Here is a 19,861-nt window from a genome sequence, read left to right as displayed (position 1 = left end):
CAGTTGGTCTTCGTGACCCCACCTGCCCCGCCCGTGCTGACCGTGCGATACGAGGGATCCGAGCGGACCTTCGCGGCAGGCACCGACGTCGTCATCGGGCGTGACCTTCGCGCCGACGTCCGCGTCGCACACCCACTGATCTCTCGCACGCACCTGATCGTGCGATTCGACCAGGGCCGTTGGATCGCCATCGACAACGGCAGCCTCAACGGGCTGTACGTGCACAACCGTCGCGTGCCCGCCGTCGACATCCAGGACGGGTTGCGGGTCAACATCGGTAACCCGGACGGCCCGCCGCTGACCTTCGAGGTCGGCCGCCACCAGGGCTCGGCGGGACGGCCGCCGCTGACGACGTCGATACCGATCTACAACCCCGCCGGCACACCCAGCGGCCCGGTGGCGCAAGCCCGCCCGCAGGCCGGCTCGGGACCGGTGCGTCAAACCCCGCACGTGCCCAGCGGGCTGCGGCCGGTCCACCAAGCCGGCCAGCCGCCGAGCGGGCCGCAGCCGATCCACCCGCCCAGCGGCCCCCTGCCGCACTACCCGAGTGGACCGCAGCCCATGGGACCGGCCAGCGGGCCGCAGCAGGCGCCGAAGATCTACCGGGCGCAGCCCGCGCACGTGCCGCCGGCGGGGCTGGAGACCGGCCGCGTCGAAGGGCCCGCGGTCGGCGAGACGGGCCGCGTCGGCGACGCCGCGAACATCGCGACGTCGATGATGAAGATCCTGCGGCCGGGCCGGGCCGCGGAGTCGGCGCCGGGGGCGATCAAGATCGGCCGGGCCAACGACAACGACATCGTCATCCCCGAGGTGCTCGCCTCGCGCCACCACGCCACCCTGATCCCCACGCCCCACGGCACCGAGATCCACGACAACCGCAGCATCAACGGCACGTTCGTCAACGGCGCGCGGGTCGACTCGGCGGTGCTACACGACGGCGACGTCGTCACGATCGGCAACATCGACCTCGTGTTCGCCGGCGGCACGCTGGCCCGGCGCGACGAGAGTGCGACCGCCACGCGCACCGGCGGTCTCGACGTGCGCGGCGTGACGTGGACGATCGAGAGCAACAAGGTGCTGCTGGACGACATCTCGCTGGGCGCGCAGCCCGGAACGCTCACGGCCGTCATCGGCCCGTCCGGCGCGGGGAAGTCGACGTTCGCCCGGCTGGTGGCCGGCTACACGCACCCGACCAAGGGCACGGTGTCCTTCGAGGGCCACAACGTGCACGCCGAATACGCGTCGCTGCGCAGCAGGATCGGGATGGTGCCGCAGGACGACGTGGTGCACGGGCAGCTGACGGTGCAGCAGGCGCTGATGTACGCCGCCGAGCTGCGGCTGCCGCCGGACACCACCAAGGACGACCGCGCGCAGGTGGTGGCCCGGGTGCTCGAAGAGCTCGAGATGAGCCAGCACCTGAACACCCGGGTCGACAAGCTGTCCGGCGGCCAGCGCAAGCGCGCCTCGGTCGCGCTGGAGCTGCTGACCGGGCCGTCGCTGCTGATCCTCGACGAGCCGACGTCGGGCCTGGACCCGGCGCTGGACCGGCAGGTCATGACGATGCTGCGGCAGCTGGCCGACGCCGGCCGGGTGGTGCTCGTGGTCACCCACTCGCTGACCTACCTGGACATCTGCGACCAGGTGCTGCTGCTGGCCCCCGGCGGCAAGACGGCGTTCTGCGGGCCGCCCAGCCAGATCGGTCCGGCGATGGGCACGACGAACTGGGCCGACATCTTCAGCACGGTCGCCAGCGACCCGGACGGCGCCAAGGCGCGCTACCTGTCGCGGACGGGCCCACCCCCGCCGCCGCCCCCCGCCGAGCGGCCGGCCGAGTTGGGCGACCCGTCGCACACCAGCCTGTTTCGGCAGTTCTCCACGATCGCCCGGCGGCAGGTGCGGCTCATCGTCTCGGACCGCGGCTATTTCGTGTTTTTGGCGATCTTGCCGTTCATCATGGGTTCGCTGTCGATGTCGGTGCCGGGCGAGGTGGGCTTCGGCATCCCGAACCCGATGGGCGCCGCGCCCAACGAGCCGGGTCAGATCCTGGTGCTGCTCAACGTCGGCGCGGTCTTCATGGGCACCGCGCTGACCATCCGGGACCTGATCGGGGAGCGGGCCATCTTCCTGCGCGAGCAGGCGGTGGGCCTGTCGACGACGGCCTACCTGCTGGCCAAGGTCTGCGTGTACACGGTGTTCGCGGTCGTGCAGTCGGCGATCGTGACGATCATCGCGCTGCTCGGCAAGGGCGGCCCGACGCAGGGCGCGGTGGCGCTGGGCAAGCCGGGCCTCGAGCTGTTCGTCGACGTCGCGATGACCACCGTCGCCTCGGCGATGCTGGGGCTGGTGCTGTCGTCCATCGCCAAGTCCAACGAGCAGATCATGCCGCTGCTGGTCGTGGCGGTCATGTCGCAGCTGGTGTTCTCCGGCGGGATGATTCCGGTCACCGCCCGCATCGGGCTCGACCAGATGTCGTGGGCGACCCCGGCCCGGTGGGGCTTCGCGTCATCGGCGTCGACGGCCGACCTGATCAAACTGGTGCCCGGCCCGCTGACGCCGAAGGACTCGCACTGGCGCCACACCCCCGGCGCGTGGTGGTTCGACATGGGCATGCTGGTGCTGCTGAGCGTCGTCTATCTCGGCTTCGTGCGGTGGAAGATTCGCCTCAAGGGCGGGTGACCTGCGAGGGGTGGTGCCGGGCGGCGTCGTCATCGGTACTGGTTGCGGCTTGGGTGTCTGCTGAGGTTCGGCTTCGGCATCGTGTGTGAATCCTTGGCTTTGACTGTGAAGCCTGGGCGGTGAAATCGCGGAAGCGCCGCCGTCCGTTCACACTGAAAGCCCTGGGCTCACACTCAACGCCGCAGGCTCGCACCGAAGCAGTCAGGCGCCCTTGCGGACCGCCTCGTCGGCGGCGGCTCGCATCCGGTCGGAAAGCGCAAGCAGCGCATGCTCGCCGACCCCCTGGGGCACCGTGTAGGCCAGCTGGCGTAACTCGACGGCGCAGGTGTGCAGCTCCTGGCGGAGGCGTGACTCGAGAGTGGGCATGACGACTCCCTGTGCGAAAGGTGTGTGCACAAATTCTCGCAGCCTTTGCCCGTATCCGCGATGGGTGCGCAGGGTTTTTACGAGAGGTTTACAGGTTTTTTCAAGGTTGGGCCGCCACGAACGTCTCGTTCGGCACACCGGCGGCGAGCCCCTCGACGTCGAAGGGCCGGCTCAGGCGCGCACGCAGCTTTCCGGGATCGATGAGCAGGCTGATCTCCGCGGTCTGGCGGGCGAACAGCCGCCCGAAAAGCGGGTAGAGCCAACGCATTAGCGCGCGCTCGGCGCGCGTGCACCGCGCCGCGCAGTAGCCGACGTGACCGAGCTCGTCGGTGAGGATCTCGCCGTAGAGCCGTTCGATCCGGGCCGCCACGTCGGGCTCGTCGGCGAACAATTCGACGCCGACGCGGCGCAGCTCGTCGAACATGATGCAGCCGGCCATTTCCGCCGCGCCCACGAACGAAAACCCGATCCGCTCGGGGAGGAAAACCTCCATTTTCACGAACTGGCGCATCACGAACGGCGGCACCACCACGTGGAAGGGCAGGCCGAAGACGTCCAGCACGTAGGCCAGCAGGCGGGTGTGATAGTGCTCCTCGAGCGCGAGATACACGCCCTCGGGCGGCTTGTCCTCGCCGCCGATGCGCCCGTACGTGTCGCCCAGGTCCACGCCGAACCGCTCGGCCTGGTTCAGCTTGGCGGTCGCCAGCAGGAACAGCATGTCGCGGCCGAGCCCCGCCTCGGGCCGGCGCCGCCGCAGGTTGCGCAGGAACACCTGCCGGTCGATGGGCCGGCCGGAGCGAATGGGGTTGGCCTCCAACGACGCAAAGAAGTCCTCGCGGTTGGCCAACCGGCGATGCAGCAGGTCGGCCTCGCCGTCGCGACGCGTCAGGTAGGCCTGGTAGCCCTCGATACCCGTGGCGGTCATGGTGCCTCCATTCCGTGAACAATCGTCCGCACGTACCGATCCAGTAGTGCGGCGCGGGGCTTTGACGGGGTGGGCGCCGTCGCCAGCAACGCGAACAGTCCGGTCATGAAGATGACGCCGAGCTCGCCGGCGTCCGCGTCCCGGGAGGCGCGCCCGGCGGCCTGCGCCTCGGCGATCGCGGCGACGGCGAACTCCGCCAGGGGATGCTCGCCGAGCTGGTCCTCGGCGGGCCGCGACGCGGAGAAGTGCAACCCCAGCATGTCCCGGAAAACCACGGGCCCCAGCCGGTGCTCGGCCTCGAGCACCGCGCGCACCAACGCCGTGAGCAGTTCCAGCAGGTCGCCGTGGCGCGTTTCGCCGAGCGCGGCCGCGATCCGGGCCTCCTCGGCCCGCTCCAGCTCGAGCAGCACGTGCTCCTTGGTGGGGAAGTGGAAGTAGAACGTCCCGCGCGCGACCCCGACGGCGGCGGCGATCGCGGCGACATCCGTGCCCGCCAGTCCCGACCTGCCGATCTCGGCGACCGCGGCGTCGAACAGCCGGCCCCGCGTCTGCAGCCGCTGGGCCTCGCGCGGGCTCGGGGCCGGGGCTGTCGTGGGCACGCCGTCACCGTACGCCACTGGCTGACGGTCGTCAATGACGGGTGTCAGCGGCGCGCCGGCGTAACGTCAGTGCGAAATTCGGTGCCCGCTTCACCGTGGCGTTACGCTGGCGCGGCCTGCAGAAGGGGTCAGGGATGGATTTCGAACTCGACGCCGCGCAGCGCGCGTGGCTGACCGAGGTTCGCGAATTCCTCCAGCAGAACGTCACCGCCGCGCTGCGCGCCGAACTCGCCCAGCACGACCTGGAATTCCCCGGCGGCGAGGTGGCCCGGTTCCGCCGCAAGATCGGCGAGCGGGGCTGGTTCGGGCTCAACTGGCCGCGCGAGTACGGCGGGCTCGGCCTGGGCGCCGTCCATCAGCACCTGCTGATGAGCGAGTTCGAATACTGGGGCGTGCCCGGGCCCGACCTGACGGTCACCTCGGTGGCGCCGATGATCATGCGCCACGGCACCGAACGGAACAAGACCGATTGGCTGCCGCCGATCGCCCGGGGCGAAATGATCTGCGCCGTAGGCTATTCCGAGCCGGAGGCGGGTACCGACCTCGCGAGCCTGCGCACCCGCGCGACGCTCGACGGCGACGAATGGGTGATCAACGGCACCAAGATCTGGAACAGCGGCGCCCAGCGCGCCACCCACGAGTGGCTGTGCGTGCGCACCGACCCGAATGCCGTGCGCCACCGGGGGATTTCGGTCGTCATCGTCCCGATCGACAGCCCCGGCATCGAGATCCGCCCGCTGTACGCGTGGTCGGGCTACCGCACCAACGAGGTGCACTTTGACGACGTGCGGGTCCCGGCCACCAACCTGATCGGCGAAGTCGATCGGGGATGGACGTACATCACCGGCGCCCTCGATCTGGAACGCGGCGCGCTGACCAACGCCGGCGACCTGCGCCGCGCCGTGGACGAGCTGCGCCGGCTGGCGCGGGCGCCGCGGCGCGACGGCACCGTGCCCGCCGTCGACCCCGCGCTGCGGCGCCGGCTGGCCCAAGCCGAGGCCGACGTGGAGGTCGCCACGCTGATGGGCTACGAGGCCGCCTCGATCCTGGACGGCGGCGTGATCCCCACCGTGGAGGTCAGCGTCGAGAAGGTCTTCACCAGCGAGCTGCGCCAGCGCATCGCCGACCTGGCGCTCGATCTCCTCGGACCCGACGGCCTGCTGGCGCATCGCAGCGAAAACGCGCCGCTGGCGGGGACTTTCGAACGGCTCTACCGGGCCGCGCCGCTGATGCGCTTCGGTGGCGGCACCAACGAAGTGCTGCGCGACATCGTCGCCCAGCGCGGCCACGGAATGCCCTCGTATGGACGTTAGGCCCACGGCCGAGCGGCGCGAGTTCGGGTCGTCGTTGCGCAAGCTGCTGGCCTCGGAGCGCCCCGATCGCACCAGCCCGGCGCTGTGGCAGGCGCTGGCCGACGCCGGGGTGTTCGGGCTGGCCATTTCGCCGGAGTACGGCGGGGCCGGGGGCACGCTGGACGATCTCGGGGTCTTCTACACCGAGGCCGGGCGCGCGCTGTGCCCGACGACGGTGCACAGCACCATCGCGGCCGCGCTGGCGATCGACGAGCTCGGCTCGCCGGCCGCCAGGGCGCAGTGGCTGCCGGCGCTGGCGAACGGCAGCATCCGCGGCACGACCGCGCTGTGGAGCGCCCGCGACGCCGCCGTCGTCGCGCCGCTCCTGCGCGCCGATCCGGGCCCGGCCGGCTGGCGGCTCACCGGAGCCGCGGACTACGTCGCCGACGCCGACGTCGCCGACGTCGTCGTGGTATCGGCCGCCGCGGCGGACGGGCGCGCGCTGGTCTTCGTCGCCGACCCGCGCGCGCCCGGCGTCACGGTCGAGGCGCTGGCCATGGCAGGCGGGCACCGGGCGTTCACCGTGCGCTTCGATGGCGCCGTCGTCGACGCGGGCGCGCTGCTGGGCGACGCCACCGAACCCGGGCTGCGCCGCGTCGCCAACGTGGCGGTCGCGCTGGGGTCACTCGATCTGGTGGGCGTCGGCCAGGCCGTGCTGGACCGCACCGTCGACTACACCAAGCTGCGCCACCAGTTCGGGCGGCCGATCGCGTCGTTTCAGGCGGCCCAGCATCTGGTCGCCAACATGCACATCGCGTTGGCCGCAGCGCGATTGGCCGCGCATTCCGCGGTGTTCTGGCTGGCCCGCGGCCGGACGGCGACCCGGGAAACGGCGATCGCGCGCATGCGCGCCGCGACGGCGGCCAGGCTGGTCACCCTGGACGCCCATCAGCTGCACGGCGGGATGGGCTACGTCACCGAAACCGACCTGCACCTGTGGACCGAGCGGGCGCGGCTCGGCTCGACCCTGGGCGGCGGCGCAGACGTGGCCGCAGCATGGCTGGAGGAGGCGATGGATGAGTGAAGATCCCCTGATCGACCCCGAGTCGGCGTCGCGGGTGGGCAGCGTCGCCGCGTCCGCCACTGGCGAGGTGAACCGGCGCGACTGGCAACGCTGGGCGGCCGCGGTGGGGGACCGCAACCCGCTCTGGTTCGACCCGGAATACGCCCGGGCCAACGGCTTTCGCGACATCATCTGCCCGCCGCTTTACCTGCAATACTCCGTGCTGGCCGTCACGCACCTCGACGCGCTGCGGCCCGACGGGTCCTCGGGCGCGGTCTCGGGCAGCCTCGCGTTTCCCCGCGCCCCGAAGCGGATGGCCGGCGGGGAGAGCTTCACGTTCCACCTGCCGGCCTACCACCGCGACGAGATCGAGATGGTGCGCACCATCGAGTCCATCGTCGAAAAGCAGGGCCGCTCAGGTAGATTCGTCCTGGTCACCTGGCACACGGTGTACCGCAACCAGCACCGCGACCTGGTGGCCGAAGCCTCGACGTCGATGATCGCCCGCCCCTAGGAATGTGATGACCGATCCGCAGGTGTTCTTCGAAGACATCGCCGTGGGCGACGACATGCCCGCGCTGAGCGTCACCGTCGACGAAACGCAGCTGTTCTTCTTCAGCGCCGCCACCTACAACGGCCACCGCATCCACTACGACAAGGAGTGGGCCCGCACGGTCGAGGGCTACGACGACGTGCTGGTCCAGGGCCCGCTGCAGGCCGCGCTGCTGGCCCGCGCGATCGGCGACTGGATCGGCGGGCGCGGCCGCCTGGTGTCCTTCTCGGTGCAGAACCGGGCGACCGCCTATCCCGGTCAGCTGCTCAGCTTCGACGGGAAAATCACCGCCAAGCGCGTGGACAACGGCTCCGGGCTCGTCGATCTCGACATCGCCGGGCGTCGCGACGACACCGTGCTGATGCCGGGAACCGCGACCGTCGAGCTGCCGCGCCGGGAGGCGCAGTGACGGGACTGCGGGGCGAGGCGGCCATCGTCGGCATCGCCGAGCTGCCCGCCGAACGCCGGCCGGGCGGCCCGCCGCTGTTCACCCTCGACCAGTACGCCGTGCTGGCGAAGATGGTCGTCGAGGACGCCGGCGTCGAACCCGCGCGCGTCAACGGACTGCTCACCCACGGCGTCGCCGAATCGGCGATGTTCGCGCCCGCCACGTTGTGCGAATACCTCGGCCTGGCCCTGGATTTCGGCGAACGGGTCGACCTGGGCGGGGCGAGCGCGGCGGGCATGGTGTGGCGGGCCGCGGCCGCCGTCGAACTCGGCATCTGCGACGCCGTGCTGGCAATAGTCCCCGGCTCGGCGCACGTCCCGCAGTCGGAGAAAGGCCCCCCGGTCGCGCCCAATTGGTATGGGGCGTCGTCGAACAACTACGGGTCGCCGCAGGCCGAGTTCGAGATCCCGTACGGCAACGTCGGACAGAACGCCCCGTACGCGCAGATCGCGCAGCGCTACGGCGCCGAGTTCGGCTACGACCCGGCCGCGGTCGCCAAGATCGCGGTCGACCAGCGCGCCAACGCGTGCGCGCATCCGGGCGCGGTGTTCCACGGAACCCCGATCACGGTGGACGACGTGCTCGCCAGCCCGATGATCGCGGACCCGATCCACATGCTCGAGACCGTGATGCGGGTACACGGGGGAGCCGGGGTGCTGATCGCCAACGCCGACATCGCGCGACGCGGCCGCAACCGCCCGGTCTGGATCACCGGTTTCGGCGAACACATCGCGTTCAAGACCCCGACCTACGCCGACGACCTGTTGCGCACGCCGATCGCGCGGGCCGCCGAAAGGGCCTTCGCGATGGCCGGGCTGGACCGCACCGACGTCGACGTCGCCTCGATCTACGACTGCTACACCATCACCGTGCTGATGAGCCTGGAGGACGCCGGCTTCTGCGCCAAAGGCGATGGCATGTCCTGGATTACCGACCACGACCTGACCTTTCGCGGGGACTTCCCGCTCAACACCGCCGGCGGCCAGCTGTCGTTCGGCCAGGCCGGGATGGCCGGCGGCATGCACCACGTCGTCGACGGCGCGCGTCAGGTCATGGGCCGGGCCGGCGACGCGCAGGTGCGCGACTGCCACACCGCCTTCGTCACCGGCAACGGCGGCATCATGAGCGAGCAGGTCGCCCTGCTATTGCGGGGGGACTAGCGGTGACGCAACCCCTTCCCGAGCCCACGCCGGTATCCCGGCCGTTCTGGGACGGCCTGGCCCAACACCGGATCCTGGTGCAGTACTCGCCGTCGCTGGGCCGCTACGTCTTCTATCCGCGCACGCTGGCCCCGGGCTCGCTCGCCGACGACCTTCAGTGGCGCGAAATCGACGGCGCCGGAACGCTGTACACCTTCACCGTCGCGCGCAGGCCCACCGGGCCGCCGTGGGCGGACGCGGTGCCGCAGCTGCTCGCGGTGGTGCAGTGGGACGCCGGGCCGAAGATCAGCACCGAGTTGGTGGACGTCGGTCCCGGCGACATCAGGATCGGAATGCGGGTGCTGCCGGTGTTCTACGATCTGCCTGAAAGCGGAATCACCCTGCTGAAGTACCGGCCCGCAGGCTGCGAGTCCGCATGACCGACACGGATGTACTCGTCATCGGCGCGGGATTCGCGGGGCTGTACGCGGTGCACCGGGCCGCCTCGGCGGGCCTGTCGGTGCTCGCCCTCGAGGCGGCGCCCGACGTGGGCGGCACCTGGTACTGGAACCGGTACCCGGGCGCCCGATGCGACGTCGAAAGCGTCGACTACTCCTACTCATTCGACGAGGAACTGCAGCAACGCTGGACGTGGAGCGAACGCTTCGCCGCGCAGCCGGAGATCCTGGCCTATCTGCGCCACGTGGCCGACCGCTTCGACCTGCGCCGCCACTACCGGTTCGGCGTCGACGCGGTCGGCGCCGACTTCGGCGAGGGGCGCTGGCACGTGCGCACCCGGCAGGGCCAGACCTACTCCGCGCCATTTCTGGTGTGCGCCACCGGCTGCCTGTCGGCGGTGAATCGCCCCAACATCTCCGGCGTCGACGACTTCGCCGGCGACGTGTACTTCACGGCCGCGTGGCCGCGCGAGGACCCCGACTTCAGCGGCAAGCGAGTGGGGCTGATCGGCACGGGTTCGTCGGGCATCCAAGCGGTTCCGCTCGTCGCCGACCAGGCCGCACGGCTGGTGGTGTTCCAGCGGACCGCGAACTACAGCATCCCGATGCCCAACCGCCCGTGGTCGCCCGAGGAACAGCAGCGGATCCGCGCGGATTACCCCGAGCGCCGGCGGGTCTCGGCCTACGCCTCGGCCGGCACGCCGCACGGCACCTACCACAAGAACGCCGTCGACACCGAGCCGCAAGAGCGGGCCGAGGCCCTGTGGCGGCGCTGGCGCGAGGGCGGGGTGCTGTTCGCCAAGACGTTCCCCGACCAGAACAGCGACCTCGCGGCCAACGACATCGCCAGGGAGTTCGCCGAGGAGCGGATCCGGGAAATCGTCCGCGACCCCGTCGTCGCCGCCGACCTGATCCCGGTCGACCATCCCATCGGCACGAAGCGGATCTGCACCGACGCCGGCTATTACGCGACCTTCAACCGCGACAACGTCCGGCTGGTGAACCTGCGCCGCGAACCCATCGACGCGATCACGGCCGACGGGGTCCGCACCCGCGCCGCGACCTACCCGTGCGACGCGCTGATCTTCGCGACCGGATTCGACGCGATGACCGGCGCGCTGACCCGCATCGACCCGAAAGGGCCGCGGGGAGATCGGCTGCGCGACGTCTGGGCCGACGGCCCCGTGACCTTCCTCGGGCTGATGGTCCCCGGCCTGCCGAACCTGTTCACCATCAGCGGGCCCGGCAGCCCGTCGGTGCTGTCGAACATGGTGCTGCACGCCGAGGTTCAAGTCGATTGGGCGATCGAGCTGATCCTGGCCGCCCGCCACCGAGGGGCGAGCGAGGTCGAACCCCGCCGCGACGCCGCCGACGCCTGGACCGACCACGTCGCGAAGGCCGCCGAGGCAACCCTGTTCCCCAAGGCCGCGTCGTCGTGGTATCTCGGCGCCAACATCGAGGGCAAGAAGCGGGCCTTCATGCCCTACGCCGGGGGATTCGGCACCTACCGGCGCCACTGCGACGCGGTGGCGGACCAGAACTACCCGGGGCTGGTGTTCACGACGCGATGATCGAGACGGTGCAGCAGCTGCTGCGGCAGCGCAAAAACGACGACACCCCCGCGATCGCCCACGGCGAGCGCGTCTGGACCTGGCGGGAACACCTGGCCGAGGCCGAGGCCGAGGCCGCGGCGCTGATCGGCCTGGCCGACCCCGCGCGTCCGCTGCATGTCGGTGCCCTGCTGACCAATTCCCCGGCGATGCTGCGCGCGATGGCGGCCGCGGCGCTGGGCGGCTACGCGTTGTGCGGCATCAACACCACCCGGCGCGGAGCCGGGCTGAGCGCCGACATCCGGCGCTCCGACTGCCAGATCCTGCTGGTCGACGCCGACCACCTGACACTGCTGGACGGCTTGGAGCTCAACGGGATTCGGGTTCTCGACGTGGGCTCACCGCGCTACGCCGAGGCGGTGGCCGCGGCGCCGCCGCTCGTCGCCCACCGCGAGGTCACCTCCGCCGACACCCTGATGATGATCTTCACCTCCGGCACCAGCGGCGACCCCAAGGCCGTGCGGTTCGCGCACGGGATGGCGATCATGTGCGGGGCCAGCCTGATCTTCCAATACGACGTCACCGCCGACGACGTGTGCTACCTGGCGATGCCGCTGTTTCACTCCAACGGCATCGCCGCCGGGTGGGCGGTCGCGATCGGCAGCGGCGCGACCATGGTCCCGGCCAAGTTCTCGCCGTCCCGCTTCATCGACGACGTGCGCCGCTACCGGGTGACCTACCTGAACTACGTCGGCAAGCCGCTGGCGCTGATCCTCGCCACCCCCGAACGCCCCGACGACGCCGACACCACGCTGCGGATCGCGTTCGGCAACGAGGCCACCGATCGCGACATCGACGAATTCGCACGGCGTTTCGGTTGCCGCGTCATCGACAGCTTCGGCTCCAGCGAGTTCGCGGTGATCGTCGTCCGCGAGGACGGCTCCCCGCCCGGCTCGATCGGCAAGCCCTACCCCGGAGTCGCCATCTACAACCCACGCACCCTGACGGAGTGCGCGGTCGCGCGGTTCGACGAGCACGGCGCGCTGGCCAACTTCGACGAAGCCGTCGGCGAACTCGTGAACACCCAGGGCGCCGGGCCGTTCACCGGCTACTACAACGATCCCTCCGCGACGGCGCAGCGCATCCGGCACGGCATGTACTGGTCCGGCGACCTGGCCTACCGCGACGCCGACGGCTGGATCTACCTGGCCGGCCGCACGGCCGACTGGATGCGGGTGGACGGCGAGAACCTGGCGGCGGCGCCGATCGAGCGGATCCTGGAACGGCTGCCGCACGTGAGCCAGGTCGCCGTCTACGCCGTGCCCGACGAGCGGGTCGGCGACCAGGTGATGGCGGCCCTGGTGCTGCGCGACGGAAACGGTTTGGGGCCGGAGGAATTCGAGAAATTCCTGGCCGCCCAGCCCGACCTGTCGCCGAAGGCGTGGCCACGCTACGTGCGCATCAACGACGACCTGCCGGCGACGGCCACCAACAAGATCCTCAAACGCGAACTCATCGCCGCCGGCATCACCGCGCAGGGCGGCGTGCTGTGGGCGCGCGAACCGCGGGGCACCAGCTACGCGATCACCCGGTGACTCAACCGGATTCGACGGGCTCGGGCGCCTCGCCGAACCGGGCCAGCACCAGCGTCGCAAGCACCGCCACCACGAAACCGGCGACGACCAGCCAGCCGAGCCCGGCGCGCGCCGTGTCACCCAGCCACACCACCCCCACGACGGCCGGGGCGATCGTCTCACCGACGACCATGGCGGCCACCGTCGTCGTCACCGAACCGCGCTGCAACGCGGACGTGAGCAACAGGAATCCCGCGATCCCACCCGCGGCGGCCGCATAGATCGCCGGCTGGCCATAGAAGGCGGCCTTGGTCGGGTCATCCACGTCGATGAGGCGCACGCCGACCTCGACCACACCGAATCCGGTTCCCGAGCCGAACCCGAGGGCAAGCGCGCGCTCGCGTTCGGGCAATCGGCCCGCGGCGGCGCCGGCGACGAATACCGCGGCCACGACCGCGATGAGCGACCACCCGAGCCACGCCGGGGGACGGCGGGAGTGCTCCGGGCCGGCCGCGGCGGCAAGCGCGGCGAGGCTCAGGCAGACCACCCCGACGGCCGACCACTCGATCGACGAAAGGCGCGCCGACAACACCCACGCGGACACGATGCCGGTCACCGCGATCGAGGCCGTCAGCGCCGCGGCGACGACGTAGATGGGCACCAAACGCAGCGCCAGCACCTGAAACACGAAACCCAGGCCGTCAAGGGCGATGCCGGCGAGATAGCGCCACTGCCGCACGGCGCGCATCAGCAGCACGGCGTCGACGCCGGAGTTGCTGGCCGGTTCCACCGACCGCGCCGCGACGGCCTGCAACACCGAGGCCGTCCCATAACAGACCGAGCAACCCAGCGCGAGGAGGAACCCAATCAGCACATCCCGACGATACGAGAGATCGACGCCGAGCGTGGCCCAGTCGCCTACAGTTGTTGGCGTGACCAATCGCGCCGGCAGGATCGTCGCCGCGGTGTGCGGCGGCGCCGCCCTCGTTCTGGCCGCCGGATCGGGTGTCGCCGGCGCCGACGTGCCGCTGGGCGGCGGCGCGTGCATCATCGGGCTCAACTGCGGCTGCATTCCCCACCACACATGTCCCACGCCGCACGCCCGTCCGGGGACCGCGCGGACCGACCCACAGAATCCTCCCGCCCCGGCGCATCCCTAGCTCCCTATGATCGACCGATGAGCGCCTGTGGTCTGGATACCGTGGGTTCGCCGGCCTTCAGCGACGAGGACGCGGCCGCGTTTCGCGCCGCCGGTTGGTGGTCGGATTCGACGCTGTCGGGCGCGGTGCGTCGCAACGCCGAATCCGCCCCGGACCGCCGGGCGTATGTCGACCATCCCGGCGCGTGGCTGAGCTGGCGCGAATTCGACCGGGCGGCAACCCAGTTGGCCGAGCAGCTGGCCGGGGCCGGGGTACTGCGCGGCGACCGGGTCGCGGTGTGGCACGGCGATTCCGCGGCCATCCACGTGCTGTTCGTCGCGATCGAGCGCTGCGGCGCCGTCGTCGTCGGCATCGGCGCGCGCGCCGGCACCCGCGAGGTCGGCGCGATCCTGCGCAGTTCGCGGCCGAAGATCCTGGTCAGCGACCCCCAACGCAGAGACGCCGCCGCCGGCGTGGCCGCCGGATTCCCGGTGACCACGCTGGTCTTGGGCGGGGAGCTCGGCGCGTTGCGGATCGACGTCGCCGCTCCGTCCGTCGCCGTGGGGGAGGACGCGCGACTGGGCGCCGACGACGTCTTCCTCATCAACTCCACCTCGGGCACCACCGGCCTGCCCAAATGCGTTGTGCACACCCAGAATCGCTGGTACTACTTCCACCAGAAGGCGGTCGCCAACGGGTTGCTGACGCCCGACGACATCTTCCTGCCGGTCATACCCACGCCCTTCGGCTTCGGCATCTGGACCAGCCACGTCACCCCGATCTACCTCGGCGCCACCGCGGTGATCCTGCACCGGTTCACCGCCCGCGCGGCGTGCGAAGCGATTGCCCGCCACCGGGTAACCGTGTTGTGTTGTGTCAGCACGCAGTTGACGATGCTGATGGCGGACCCCGCCTGCCGCGAGCACGACCTGAGCTCGCTGCGGGTCGTCTTCGCCGGCGGCGAGGCGCTGCCGTACCGGCCCGCCGCGGAGTTCGAAGACCTCACCGGCGCGACGATCCTGCAGTTCTACGGCTCGAACGAGACCGGGATGCTGAGCGCGACGACGCTCGACGATCCCCGCGAACGCCGGCTGCGCACGGGCGGGCGGATCGTCCCGGAAATGGCGGTGCGGCTCTTCGACGGGGACACCGACGTCACCGGGACGGGCCGTGGCCAGCCCGCGTGCCGGGGCCCGGCGACCAGCCTGGGGTACCTCGGCGGGACCGACCACGACAAGTTGTTCACCGCGGACGGGTGGATGCGGATGGGCGACATCTGCGAGATCGATGCGGAGGGCTACCTCACCGTCACCGGCCGCACCTCCGATTTCATCGTGCGTGGCGGCAAGAACATCAGCGCCACCCAGGTCGAGGACGCCGTCGCGACCCACCCCGCGATCGCGGTGGCGGCCGCGGTCGCGATGCCCGATCCGGTGTTCGGCGAAAAGGTCTGCCTCTACGCCGAACTCGTCGATTCCCGGGCCGTCGACCTGCCCGGGCTGGTCGAGCACCTGCTGGCGCTGGGCGTGTCCAAGGAGCTGCTGCCCGAACGGCTCATCGTGGTCGACGAGCTGCCCCGCTCGTCGGGCGGCAAGATTGCCAAAGGCGGGCTGCGCGAGGATATTCGAGGCAGGATGGAGGCCGATCATGAACGCTCCTGACGCACGGCGAGGCGGCCTCGAGGTCTGGGCGCCCTCGGTGGTGCCCCCGATCGGGGTCGAGCTGTCCGACCAGCAGGCGCTGGCGATCGCCTTCCGCCACCTCGCCGGCATCGGCTTCGCGGAGAACATGGCCGGGCACATCACGTGGCAGCCCGAGGGTCAGACGGACATGCTGGTCAACCCCTGGGGGCTGTGGTGGGCCGAACTCACCGCCTCCGACATCTGCGTCGTGGACAGCGAGGCGCGGGTGGTCTCCGGCCGCTGGGATGTCACCCCCGCCATCCACATCCACACCGAACTGCATCGGGTCCGGGCCGACGCCCGCGTGGTGATCCACAACCACCCGTACTACGCGTGCGTGCTGGCCGCGCTGGGCCGCCTGCCCGACCTGGTGCACCAGACCGGCTCGCTCTACCTCGACGACCTGTGCCTGGTCGACACGTACGACGGCGAAATCGACGGCCCCGCGCGCGCCGCGGAGCTCGCCGCGCGCATCGGGGGCGCCAACCTCACCATCCTGGCCAACCACGGCGTCATCGCGACCGGTCGCAACCTGCCGGAGGCCGTCTACCGGGCGGCGTCGATCGAGCGGGCGTGCAAGCTCGCCTACGACGTCATGCTCACCGGGCAGCAGCCGCTGCAGATGAACTGGTCGGACATGGCGGGCATGCAACGGTCGCTGATCGAACGCGCCGCCGACGTGTACTGGGCGGGCGCCGCGCGGATGACGATCAAGGCCGATCCCGAGGTCCTCAAGTGAAATCGATCGACGACCTGGCCACCGACCTGAACTTCACCACGGCCAGGACCGGCGAGCAACGCTCGGTCACGTTCCTGCCGGATCCGCCGCGCGCCAAACGCCGCTACACCGTGATCTCGGCGGACGACCACATCGTCGAACCGCCGGACACCTTCGCCGGGCGGGTGCCGCGCAAGTTCGCCGACCGCGCGCCCAAGGTCGTCGAGACCGGCGACGGGGGACAGACCTGGGTCTACGACGAGCGGGAACTGCCGAACGTCGGATTCAATGCCGTGGTGGGCCGCCCGGTGGCCGAGTACGGCTTCGAGCCGGTCCGCTTCGACGAGATGCGCAGGGGCGCCTGGGATATCCACGCCCGCATCCAGGACATGGACCTCAACGGCATCTACGCCTCGCTGAATTTCCCGTCGTTCCTGCCCGGGTTCGCCGGGCAGCGGCTGCAGCAGGTCACCACCGATCGCGACCTGGCGTTGGCGTCGGTGCGCGCGTGGAACGATTGGCACCTCGAGGTATGGGCGGGGTCGTATCCGGAGCGGATCATCCCGTGCCAACTGCCGTGGCTGCTGGACCCCCAGCTGGGCGCGGCGATGATCCAGGAGAACGCCGCGCGCGGATTCCACGCCGTGACGTTCAGCGAGAACCCGGCCATGCTGGGGCTGCCCAGCATTCACTCCGGTCACTGGGACCCGATGATGGCGGCGTGCGCCGAGACCGGCACCGTGGTGAACCTGCACATCGGGTCCTCCGGGTCGTCGCCGTCGACCACCGACGACGCGCCGCCCGACGTCGCGGGCGTGCTGTTCTTCGCCTACGCCATTTCGGCGGCGGTCGACTGGCTGTACTCCGGGCTGCCCAGCAGGTTCCCCGACCTCAAGATCTGCCTGTCCGAGGGCGGGATCGGCTGGGTCGCGGGGCTGCTGGATCGCCTCGACCACATGCTCAGCTACCACGCGATGTACGGCACCTGGCAGTCGCTGAACGAAAGCCTCACCCCCGCAGAGGTTTTCACCCGCAACTTCTGGTTCTGCGCCGTGGAGGACAAATCGTCGTTCGTGCAGCGCGACCGCATCGGCGTGGACAACATCATGCTGGAGGCCGACTACCCGCACTGCGACTCCACCTGGCCGCACACGCAGGAAACGATCCACGAGCAGATCGGCGACCTGCCGCCGGACGTGATTCGTAAGTTCAGCTGGGGGAACGCGTCTCGCCTGTACCGGCACCCGGTGCCGCCCGAGATCCAGCGCGACCCCGAGGCGTTCTAGAACGCGAAGCGGTTGAGCACGTCGTAGTTGCGCAGCGGTGTGGCGTTGACCAGCCGCCACACCAGCCGCAGCGGCGCCGAGGGGATGCGCTGGCAGACCGCCCCCACCGGGGACTGCTCGAGGAAGCGCAGCCGCGGGTTCCACCGCTCGAGTTCGCGGACGTCGCGGATGCCCCACTTGGTGATGCCCTTGGCGAACAGCTTGGACAGCCGCGGCCCCATCGGCGACGTCGTGTCGAAAAGCAGCTCCCCGCTACCGAATCGATCCGTGAGCCGTTGCAGCAGCGCGCGCACCTCGGCTTCGGTGAGGTACATGACCAGCCCCTCGGCGATGATCAGGGTCGGGCGATCGGCGGGTACCTCGCGCAGCCACGCCTCGTCGGTCACAGACGAGCCGATCATCCGGTAGCCGGCGCGGTCGTCGTAGAGCTTGCGCCGCAACGCGATCACGTCGGGCTGATCGACGTCGAACCATCGCACGGATTCCGGCGGGTGCAGCCGGAACGCGCGGGTGTCCATGCCGCATCCGAGATGCAGCACGACGGCGTCCGGATGGCGGCGCAGGAAATCTGTGCTCCAGTCGTCGAGCTGGGTCGCGCGCATGCTGACCAGATACTGGTTGGTGCCCGGCCGCATGGCCCGGCGCATGCGGGCCCAGTCGTAGTCGATGCGGTCCACCGCCTCGGCGGCCGCCGCGTCACCGAGAATCGCTGCCGGCGAGCGGCTTTCGTATGCCCGCAGGTACAGCGTGCACAGGTTCGTCCATTCCACCGATCCCCACGCCACGTCCGTGAAGTCGACCTTGTCCGTCGAGGTCATCGCTGCTTCTTTCCCTCCCGGTATTCGGTCCACATCCGCATGAGCTGTTCGCCGTACGCCTGGGCGCAGAAGAGACAGAAGTCGCGGAAGTCCTCGACCCGCTGCCGCTGTTCGGCGCGGTCCCCGCCGAGCACGGACAGCGCGAACTCGGCGGGCTCGATGCCCAGGCGCATCAGCGAAAGCTGCGTTTTGAGCACGCTGGTGAACCCGCCCGGCGTGACCCGATAGAGGTGCTGCCGGTCGGGGCTCGGCAGCCGCTCCAGCATGCCGCCCTCCTGAAGCTGGCGGGCGACGGTGCTGATCGAGGCCTTGCTCACCGACAACGCCTCGGCCAACTGGGTCAACGACTGCTGGGGTGGATCGCAGATCAACAGCCACCCGTAGACGCGGCCCATCGTGCGGGTGGCGCCGAGGAGCTCGAAGAACAGCCCGAGGCGGTCGGCGAATTCCGCTTCTTCCGGTGACATCAGGGTCCACTTCGTTAAGTACGTACTTAACGTACAGTATCGCAACCGGGACGGCCGATGGAAGAGCGCAGGCCGCGCAACTAGAGACCGGACGCCAATCGGCGCAGGATGTCGGCCGCGGGCTCGGCGGTGGCGTTCCGGTATCCGGTGCCCGCCCACAGGTGGACGTACTCGGGTTTGCCCGCCGCGGCCGCGGCCTTGCGCATGGGGCTGGTGAGGTGGTGAACGGCCGGGTAGCCCAGCGGGGCCTGCGCCTCGTGGGCGTCGATGAACGCGTTGCGCAGGCCGCGCGCCGGGCGGCCGGTGAAGGCCCGCGTGATGACCGTCTCGGTGTACGCGGGATCGGTCAGCGCCGCCTGGTGGGTGGCCGACGCGCCACTTTCGTTGGCGCGCAGCAGAACCGTCCCGACGACAGCGGCGGTGGCGCCCGTCTGGATCACCTCGGCCACCGCGCCCGGGGTGGCGAGCCCACCGGCGGCCAGGACGGGCAGCGGCACGGCCGCGACGACCTGGCGCACCAGCTCGCCGATCGGCACCGGCGGCGCCAGTGGTGTGCGCGGCGATAGCGTCCCGGAATGCCCGCCGGCGGCCGACGCCTGCACGGCGAGCATGTCGACCCCGGCGGCGTGGGCCTGCGCGGCCTCGTCCGCGGTCGTCACCGTCTGGACGACGACGCTGCCGGCGCGTTGCAGGGCGGCGATCGCGGCGCGGGGCGGTATCCCGAACGTGAACGACACCATCGGCACGGGGTCATCGAGCAGCAGCGCGATCTTCTCGTCGAACCAGTCGGTGTCCTCGACGGGTTCGGTGGGCAGCGTCACATCGAACCGGTCGGCGTCGGCCTGGACGATCGCCGCATAGGCCCGGTAGCCGTCCGGGTCGACTGGCAGCGGGTTCGGCGCAAACACGTTGACGCCGAACGGGATTCCCTCGGCCCGAACGGCCCTGATCTCCGCTTCGACGGCCCCGACCGTCTTGTAGCCGGCCGCCAGCATCCCGAACGCGCCCGCCCGGGTCGCGGCCGACACCATCGCCGGGGTGGTCGGGCCGCCCGACATCGGGGCGGCGACGAGAGGGATGGACATTCCGAACTGGGTCAGCACACGAG

20 protein-coding genes are annotated in these 19,861 nt (G+C 70.6%); 13 read left to right on the top strand and 7 right to left on the bottom strand.

The features are described from left to right. The first annotated feature begins 3 nt into the window (after positions 1-3). Positions 4-2,676, top strand: a complete 2,673-nt coding sequence (locus AC5Y4Z_RS20920; protein WP_499966667.1) for an ATP-binding cassette domain-containing protein — start codon at positions 4-6, stop codon at positions 2,674-2,676. A gap of 201 nt (positions 2,677-2,877) precedes the next feature. Here the strand turns inward: AC5Y4Z_RS20920 and AC5Y4Z_RS20915 are convergent, their stop codons facing one another. The 3 genes from AC5Y4Z_RS20915 to AC5Y4Z_RS20905 all read right to left on the bottom strand — a co-directional run bounded on the left by AC5Y4Z_RS20915 (position 2,878) and on the right by AC5Y4Z_RS20905 (position 4,566). Beyond that, entirely contained in the window at positions 2,878-3,042 is a 165-nt protein-coding gene (locus AC5Y4Z_RS20915; protein WP_499966665.1) for a hypothetical protein, read from the bottom strand. Positions 3,043-3,142: 100 nt separating this feature from the next. After that, complete coding sequence (locus AC5Y4Z_RS20910; RefSeq protein ID WP_499966664.1) at positions 3,143-3,967, bottom strand: hypothetical protein; 825 nt, start codon at positions 3,965-3,967, stop codon at positions 3,143-3,145. After that, a complete protein-coding gene (locus AC5Y4Z_RS20905) occupies positions 3,964-4,566 on the bottom strand; it encodes a TetR family transcriptional regulator (RefSeq protein ID WP_499966662.1) in 603 nt (200 codons plus the stop codon). Before AC5Y4Z_RS20905 ends, AC5Y4Z_RS20910 begins: the two co-directional genes overlap by 4 nt. Positions 4,567-4,700: 134 nt before the next feature. Here AC5Y4Z_RS20905 and AC5Y4Z_RS20900 point away from each other — a divergent pair, with 134 nt between their 5' ends. The 8 genes from AC5Y4Z_RS20900 to fadD1 are packed head-to-tail and all read left to right on the top strand — an operon-like array spanning position 4,701 to position 12,664. Further along, on the top strand, positions 4,701-5,879 hold the full coding sequence (locus AC5Y4Z_RS20900) for an acyl-CoA dehydrogenase family protein (RefSeq protein WP_499966661.1): 1,179 nt from the start codon (positions 4,701-4,703) through the stop codon (positions 5,877-5,879). Next, a complete protein-coding gene (locus tag AC5Y4Z_RS20895; RefSeq protein WP_499966659.1) occupies positions 5,869-6,942 on the top strand; it encodes an acyl-CoA dehydrogenase family protein in 1,074 nt (357 codons plus the stop codon). Before AC5Y4Z_RS20900 ends, AC5Y4Z_RS20895 begins: the two co-directional genes overlap by 11 nt. Then, positions 6,935-7,435, top strand: coding sequence for a MaoC family dehydratase (locus AC5Y4Z_RS20890; protein WP_499966658.1), 501 nt, complete (start codon positions 6,935-6,937; stop codon positions 7,433-7,435). The genes AC5Y4Z_RS20895 and AC5Y4Z_RS20890 overlap by 8 nt, the downstream gene beginning before the upstream one ends. Positions 7,436-7,442: 7 nt before the next feature. Then, positions 7,443-7,883 carry a MaoC family dehydratase gene (locus AC5Y4Z_RS20885; RefSeq protein WP_499966656.1) on the top strand — a complete coding sequence of 147 codons (441 nt, stop codon included), beginning with the start codon at positions 7,443-7,445 and terminating at the stop codon, positions 7,881-7,883. Further along, a complete protein-coding gene (locus AC5Y4Z_RS20880) occupies positions 7,880-9,082 on the top strand; it encodes a thiolase family protein (RefSeq protein ID WP_499966655.1) in 1,203 nt (400 codons plus the stop codon). Before AC5Y4Z_RS20885 ends, AC5Y4Z_RS20880 begins: the two co-directional genes overlap by 4 nt. A gap of 2 nt (positions 9,083-9,084) precedes the next feature. Next, positions 9,085-9,501: a Zn-ribbon domain-containing OB-fold protein gene (locus AC5Y4Z_RS20875; protein WP_499966654.1), complete on the top strand. Its 417-nt coding sequence runs from the start codon at positions 9,085-9,087 to the stop codon at positions 9,499-9,501. Beyond that, a complete protein-coding gene (locus AC5Y4Z_RS20870; protein WP_499966652.1) occupies positions 9,498-11,090 on the top strand; it encodes a flavin-containing monooxygenase in 1,593 nt (530 codons plus the stop codon). The genes AC5Y4Z_RS20875 and AC5Y4Z_RS20870 overlap by 4 nt, the downstream gene beginning before the upstream one ends. Beyond that, positions 11,087-12,664 carry a fatty-acid--CoA ligase FadD1 gene (gene fadD1, locus AC5Y4Z_RS20865; protein WP_499966650.1) on the top strand — a complete coding sequence of 526 codons (1,578 nt, stop codon included), beginning with the start codon at positions 11,087-11,089 and terminating at the stop codon, positions 12,662-12,664. The genes AC5Y4Z_RS20870 and fadD1 overlap by 4 nt, the downstream gene beginning before the upstream one ends. Position 12,665: 1 nt before the next feature. On the opposite strand, the gene AC5Y4Z_RS20860 is transcribed toward fadD1, so the two are convergent. Further along, a complete protein-coding gene (locus AC5Y4Z_RS20860; RefSeq protein WP_499966649.1) occupies positions 12,666-13,517 on the bottom strand; it encodes a DMT family transporter in 852 nt (283 codons plus the stop codon). Between the two features lie 58 nt (positions 13,518-13,575). Between AC5Y4Z_RS20860 and AC5Y4Z_RS20855 the strand changes: the two genes are divergently transcribed. The 4 genes from AC5Y4Z_RS20855 to AC5Y4Z_RS20840 are packed head-to-tail and all read left to right on the top strand — an operon-like array spanning position 13,576 to position 17,468. Beyond that, positions 13,576-13,803, top strand: a complete 228-nt coding sequence (locus tag AC5Y4Z_RS20855) for a hypothetical protein (RefSeq protein ID WP_499966647.1) — start codon at positions 13,576-13,578, stop codon at positions 13,801-13,803. Positions 13,804-13,820: 17 nt separating this feature from the next. Then, positions 13,821-15,443: a class I adenylate-forming enzyme family protein gene (locus tag AC5Y4Z_RS20850; RefSeq protein WP_499966646.1), complete on the top strand. Its 1,623-nt coding sequence runs from the start codon at positions 13,821-13,823 to the stop codon at positions 15,441-15,443. After that, positions 15,430-16,203, top strand: coding sequence for a class II aldolase/adducin family protein (locus tag AC5Y4Z_RS20845; RefSeq protein ID WP_499966645.1), 774 nt, complete (start codon positions 15,430-15,432; stop codon positions 16,201-16,203). Before AC5Y4Z_RS20850 ends, AC5Y4Z_RS20845 begins: the two co-directional genes overlap by 14 nt. Further along, positions 16,200-17,468 (top strand): amidohydrolase family protein, encoded by a 1,269-nt coding sequence (locus tag AC5Y4Z_RS20840; RefSeq protein ID WP_499966644.1) that lies wholly within the window; start codon positions 16,200-16,202, stop codon positions 17,466-17,468. The genes AC5Y4Z_RS20845 and AC5Y4Z_RS20840 overlap by 4 nt, the downstream gene beginning before the upstream one ends. Here the strand turns inward: AC5Y4Z_RS20840 and AC5Y4Z_RS20835 are convergent. The 3 genes from AC5Y4Z_RS20835 to AC5Y4Z_RS20825 form a co-directional block, all read right to left on the bottom strand. Then, positions 17,465-18,286 carry a class I SAM-dependent methyltransferase gene (locus AC5Y4Z_RS20835; RefSeq protein ID WP_499966643.1) on the bottom strand — a complete coding sequence of 274 codons (822 nt, stop codon included), beginning with the start codon at positions 18,284-18,286 and terminating at the stop codon, positions 17,465-17,467. The two genes, AC5Y4Z_RS20840 and AC5Y4Z_RS20835, sit on opposite strands and share 4 nt — an antisense overlap. Then, on the bottom strand, positions 18,283-18,753 hold the full coding sequence (locus tag AC5Y4Z_RS20830; RefSeq protein WP_499966642.1) for a GbsR/MarR family transcriptional regulator: 471 nt from the start codon (positions 18,751-18,753) through the stop codon (positions 18,283-18,285). The genes AC5Y4Z_RS20835 and AC5Y4Z_RS20830 overlap by 4 nt, the downstream gene beginning before the upstream one ends. 80 nt (positions 18,754-18,833) lie before the next feature. Then, positions 18,834-19,811, bottom strand: a complete 978-nt coding sequence (locus AC5Y4Z_RS20825; protein WP_499966761.1) for an NAD(P)H-dependent flavin oxidoreductase — start codon at positions 19,809-19,811, stop codon at positions 18,834-18,836. Positions 19,812-19,861 lie beyond the last annotated feature (50 nt).

It is taken from the genome of Mycobacterium sp. NGS63, assembly GCF_059812295.1.
This window is presented reverse-complemented; position numbering and strand designations above follow the sequence as displayed.

Bases quoted from the DNA above. Each gene is read 5' to 3' on its own strand.
- AC5Y4Z_RS20890 (WP_499966658.1), top strand. From the start codon at position 6,935: ATGAGTGAAGATCCCCTGATCGACCCCGAGTCGGCGTCGCGGGTGGGC.
- AC5Y4Z_RS20825 (WP_499966761.1), bottom strand. From the start codon at position 19,811: ATGTCGGGCGGCCCGACCACCCCGGCGATGGTGTCGGCCGCGACCCGG.
- AC5Y4Z_RS20915 (WP_499966665.1), bottom strand. From the start codon at position 3,042: ATGCCCACTCTCGAGTCACGCCTCCGCCAGGAGCTGCACACCTGCGCC.
- AC5Y4Z_RS20870 (WP_499966652.1), top strand. From the start codon at position 9,498: ATGACCGACACGGATGTACTCGTCATCGGCGCGGGATTCGCGGGGCTG.
- AC5Y4Z_RS20895 (WP_499966659.1), top strand. From the start codon at position 5,869: ATGGACGTTAGGCCCACGGCCGAGCGGCGCGAGTTCGGGTCGTCGTTG.
- AC5Y4Z_RS20910 (WP_499966664.1), bottom strand. From the start codon at position 3,967: ATGACCGCCACGGGTATCGAGGGCTACCAGGCCTACCTGACGCGTCGC.
- AC5Y4Z_RS20830 (WP_499966642.1), bottom strand. From the start codon at position 18,753: ATGTCACCGGAAGAAGCGGAATTCGCCGACCGCCTCGGGCTGTTCTTC.
- AC5Y4Z_RS20845 (WP_499966645.1), top strand. From the start codon at position 15,430: ATGAACGCTCCTGACGCACGGCGAGGCGGCCTCGAGGTCTGGGCGCCC.
- AC5Y4Z_RS20835 (WP_499966643.1), bottom strand. From the start codon at position 18,286: ATGACCTCGACGGACAAGGTCGACTTCACGGACGTGGCGTGGGGATCG.
- AC5Y4Z_RS20885 (WP_499966656.1), top strand. From the start codon at position 7,443: ATGACCGATCCGCAGGTGTTCTTCGAAGACATCGCCGTGGGCGACGAC.
- AC5Y4Z_RS20900 (WP_499966661.1), top strand. From the start codon at position 4,701: ATGGATTTCGAACTCGACGCCGCGCAGCGCGCGTGGCTGACCGAGGTT.
- fadD1 (WP_499966650.1), top strand. From the start codon at position 11,087: ATGATCGAGACGGTGCAGCAGCTGCTGCGGCAGCGCAAAAACGACGAC.
- AC5Y4Z_RS20850 (WP_499966646.1), top strand. From the start codon at position 13,821: ATGAGCGCCTGTGGTCTGGATACCGTGGGTTCGCCGGCCTTCAGCGAC.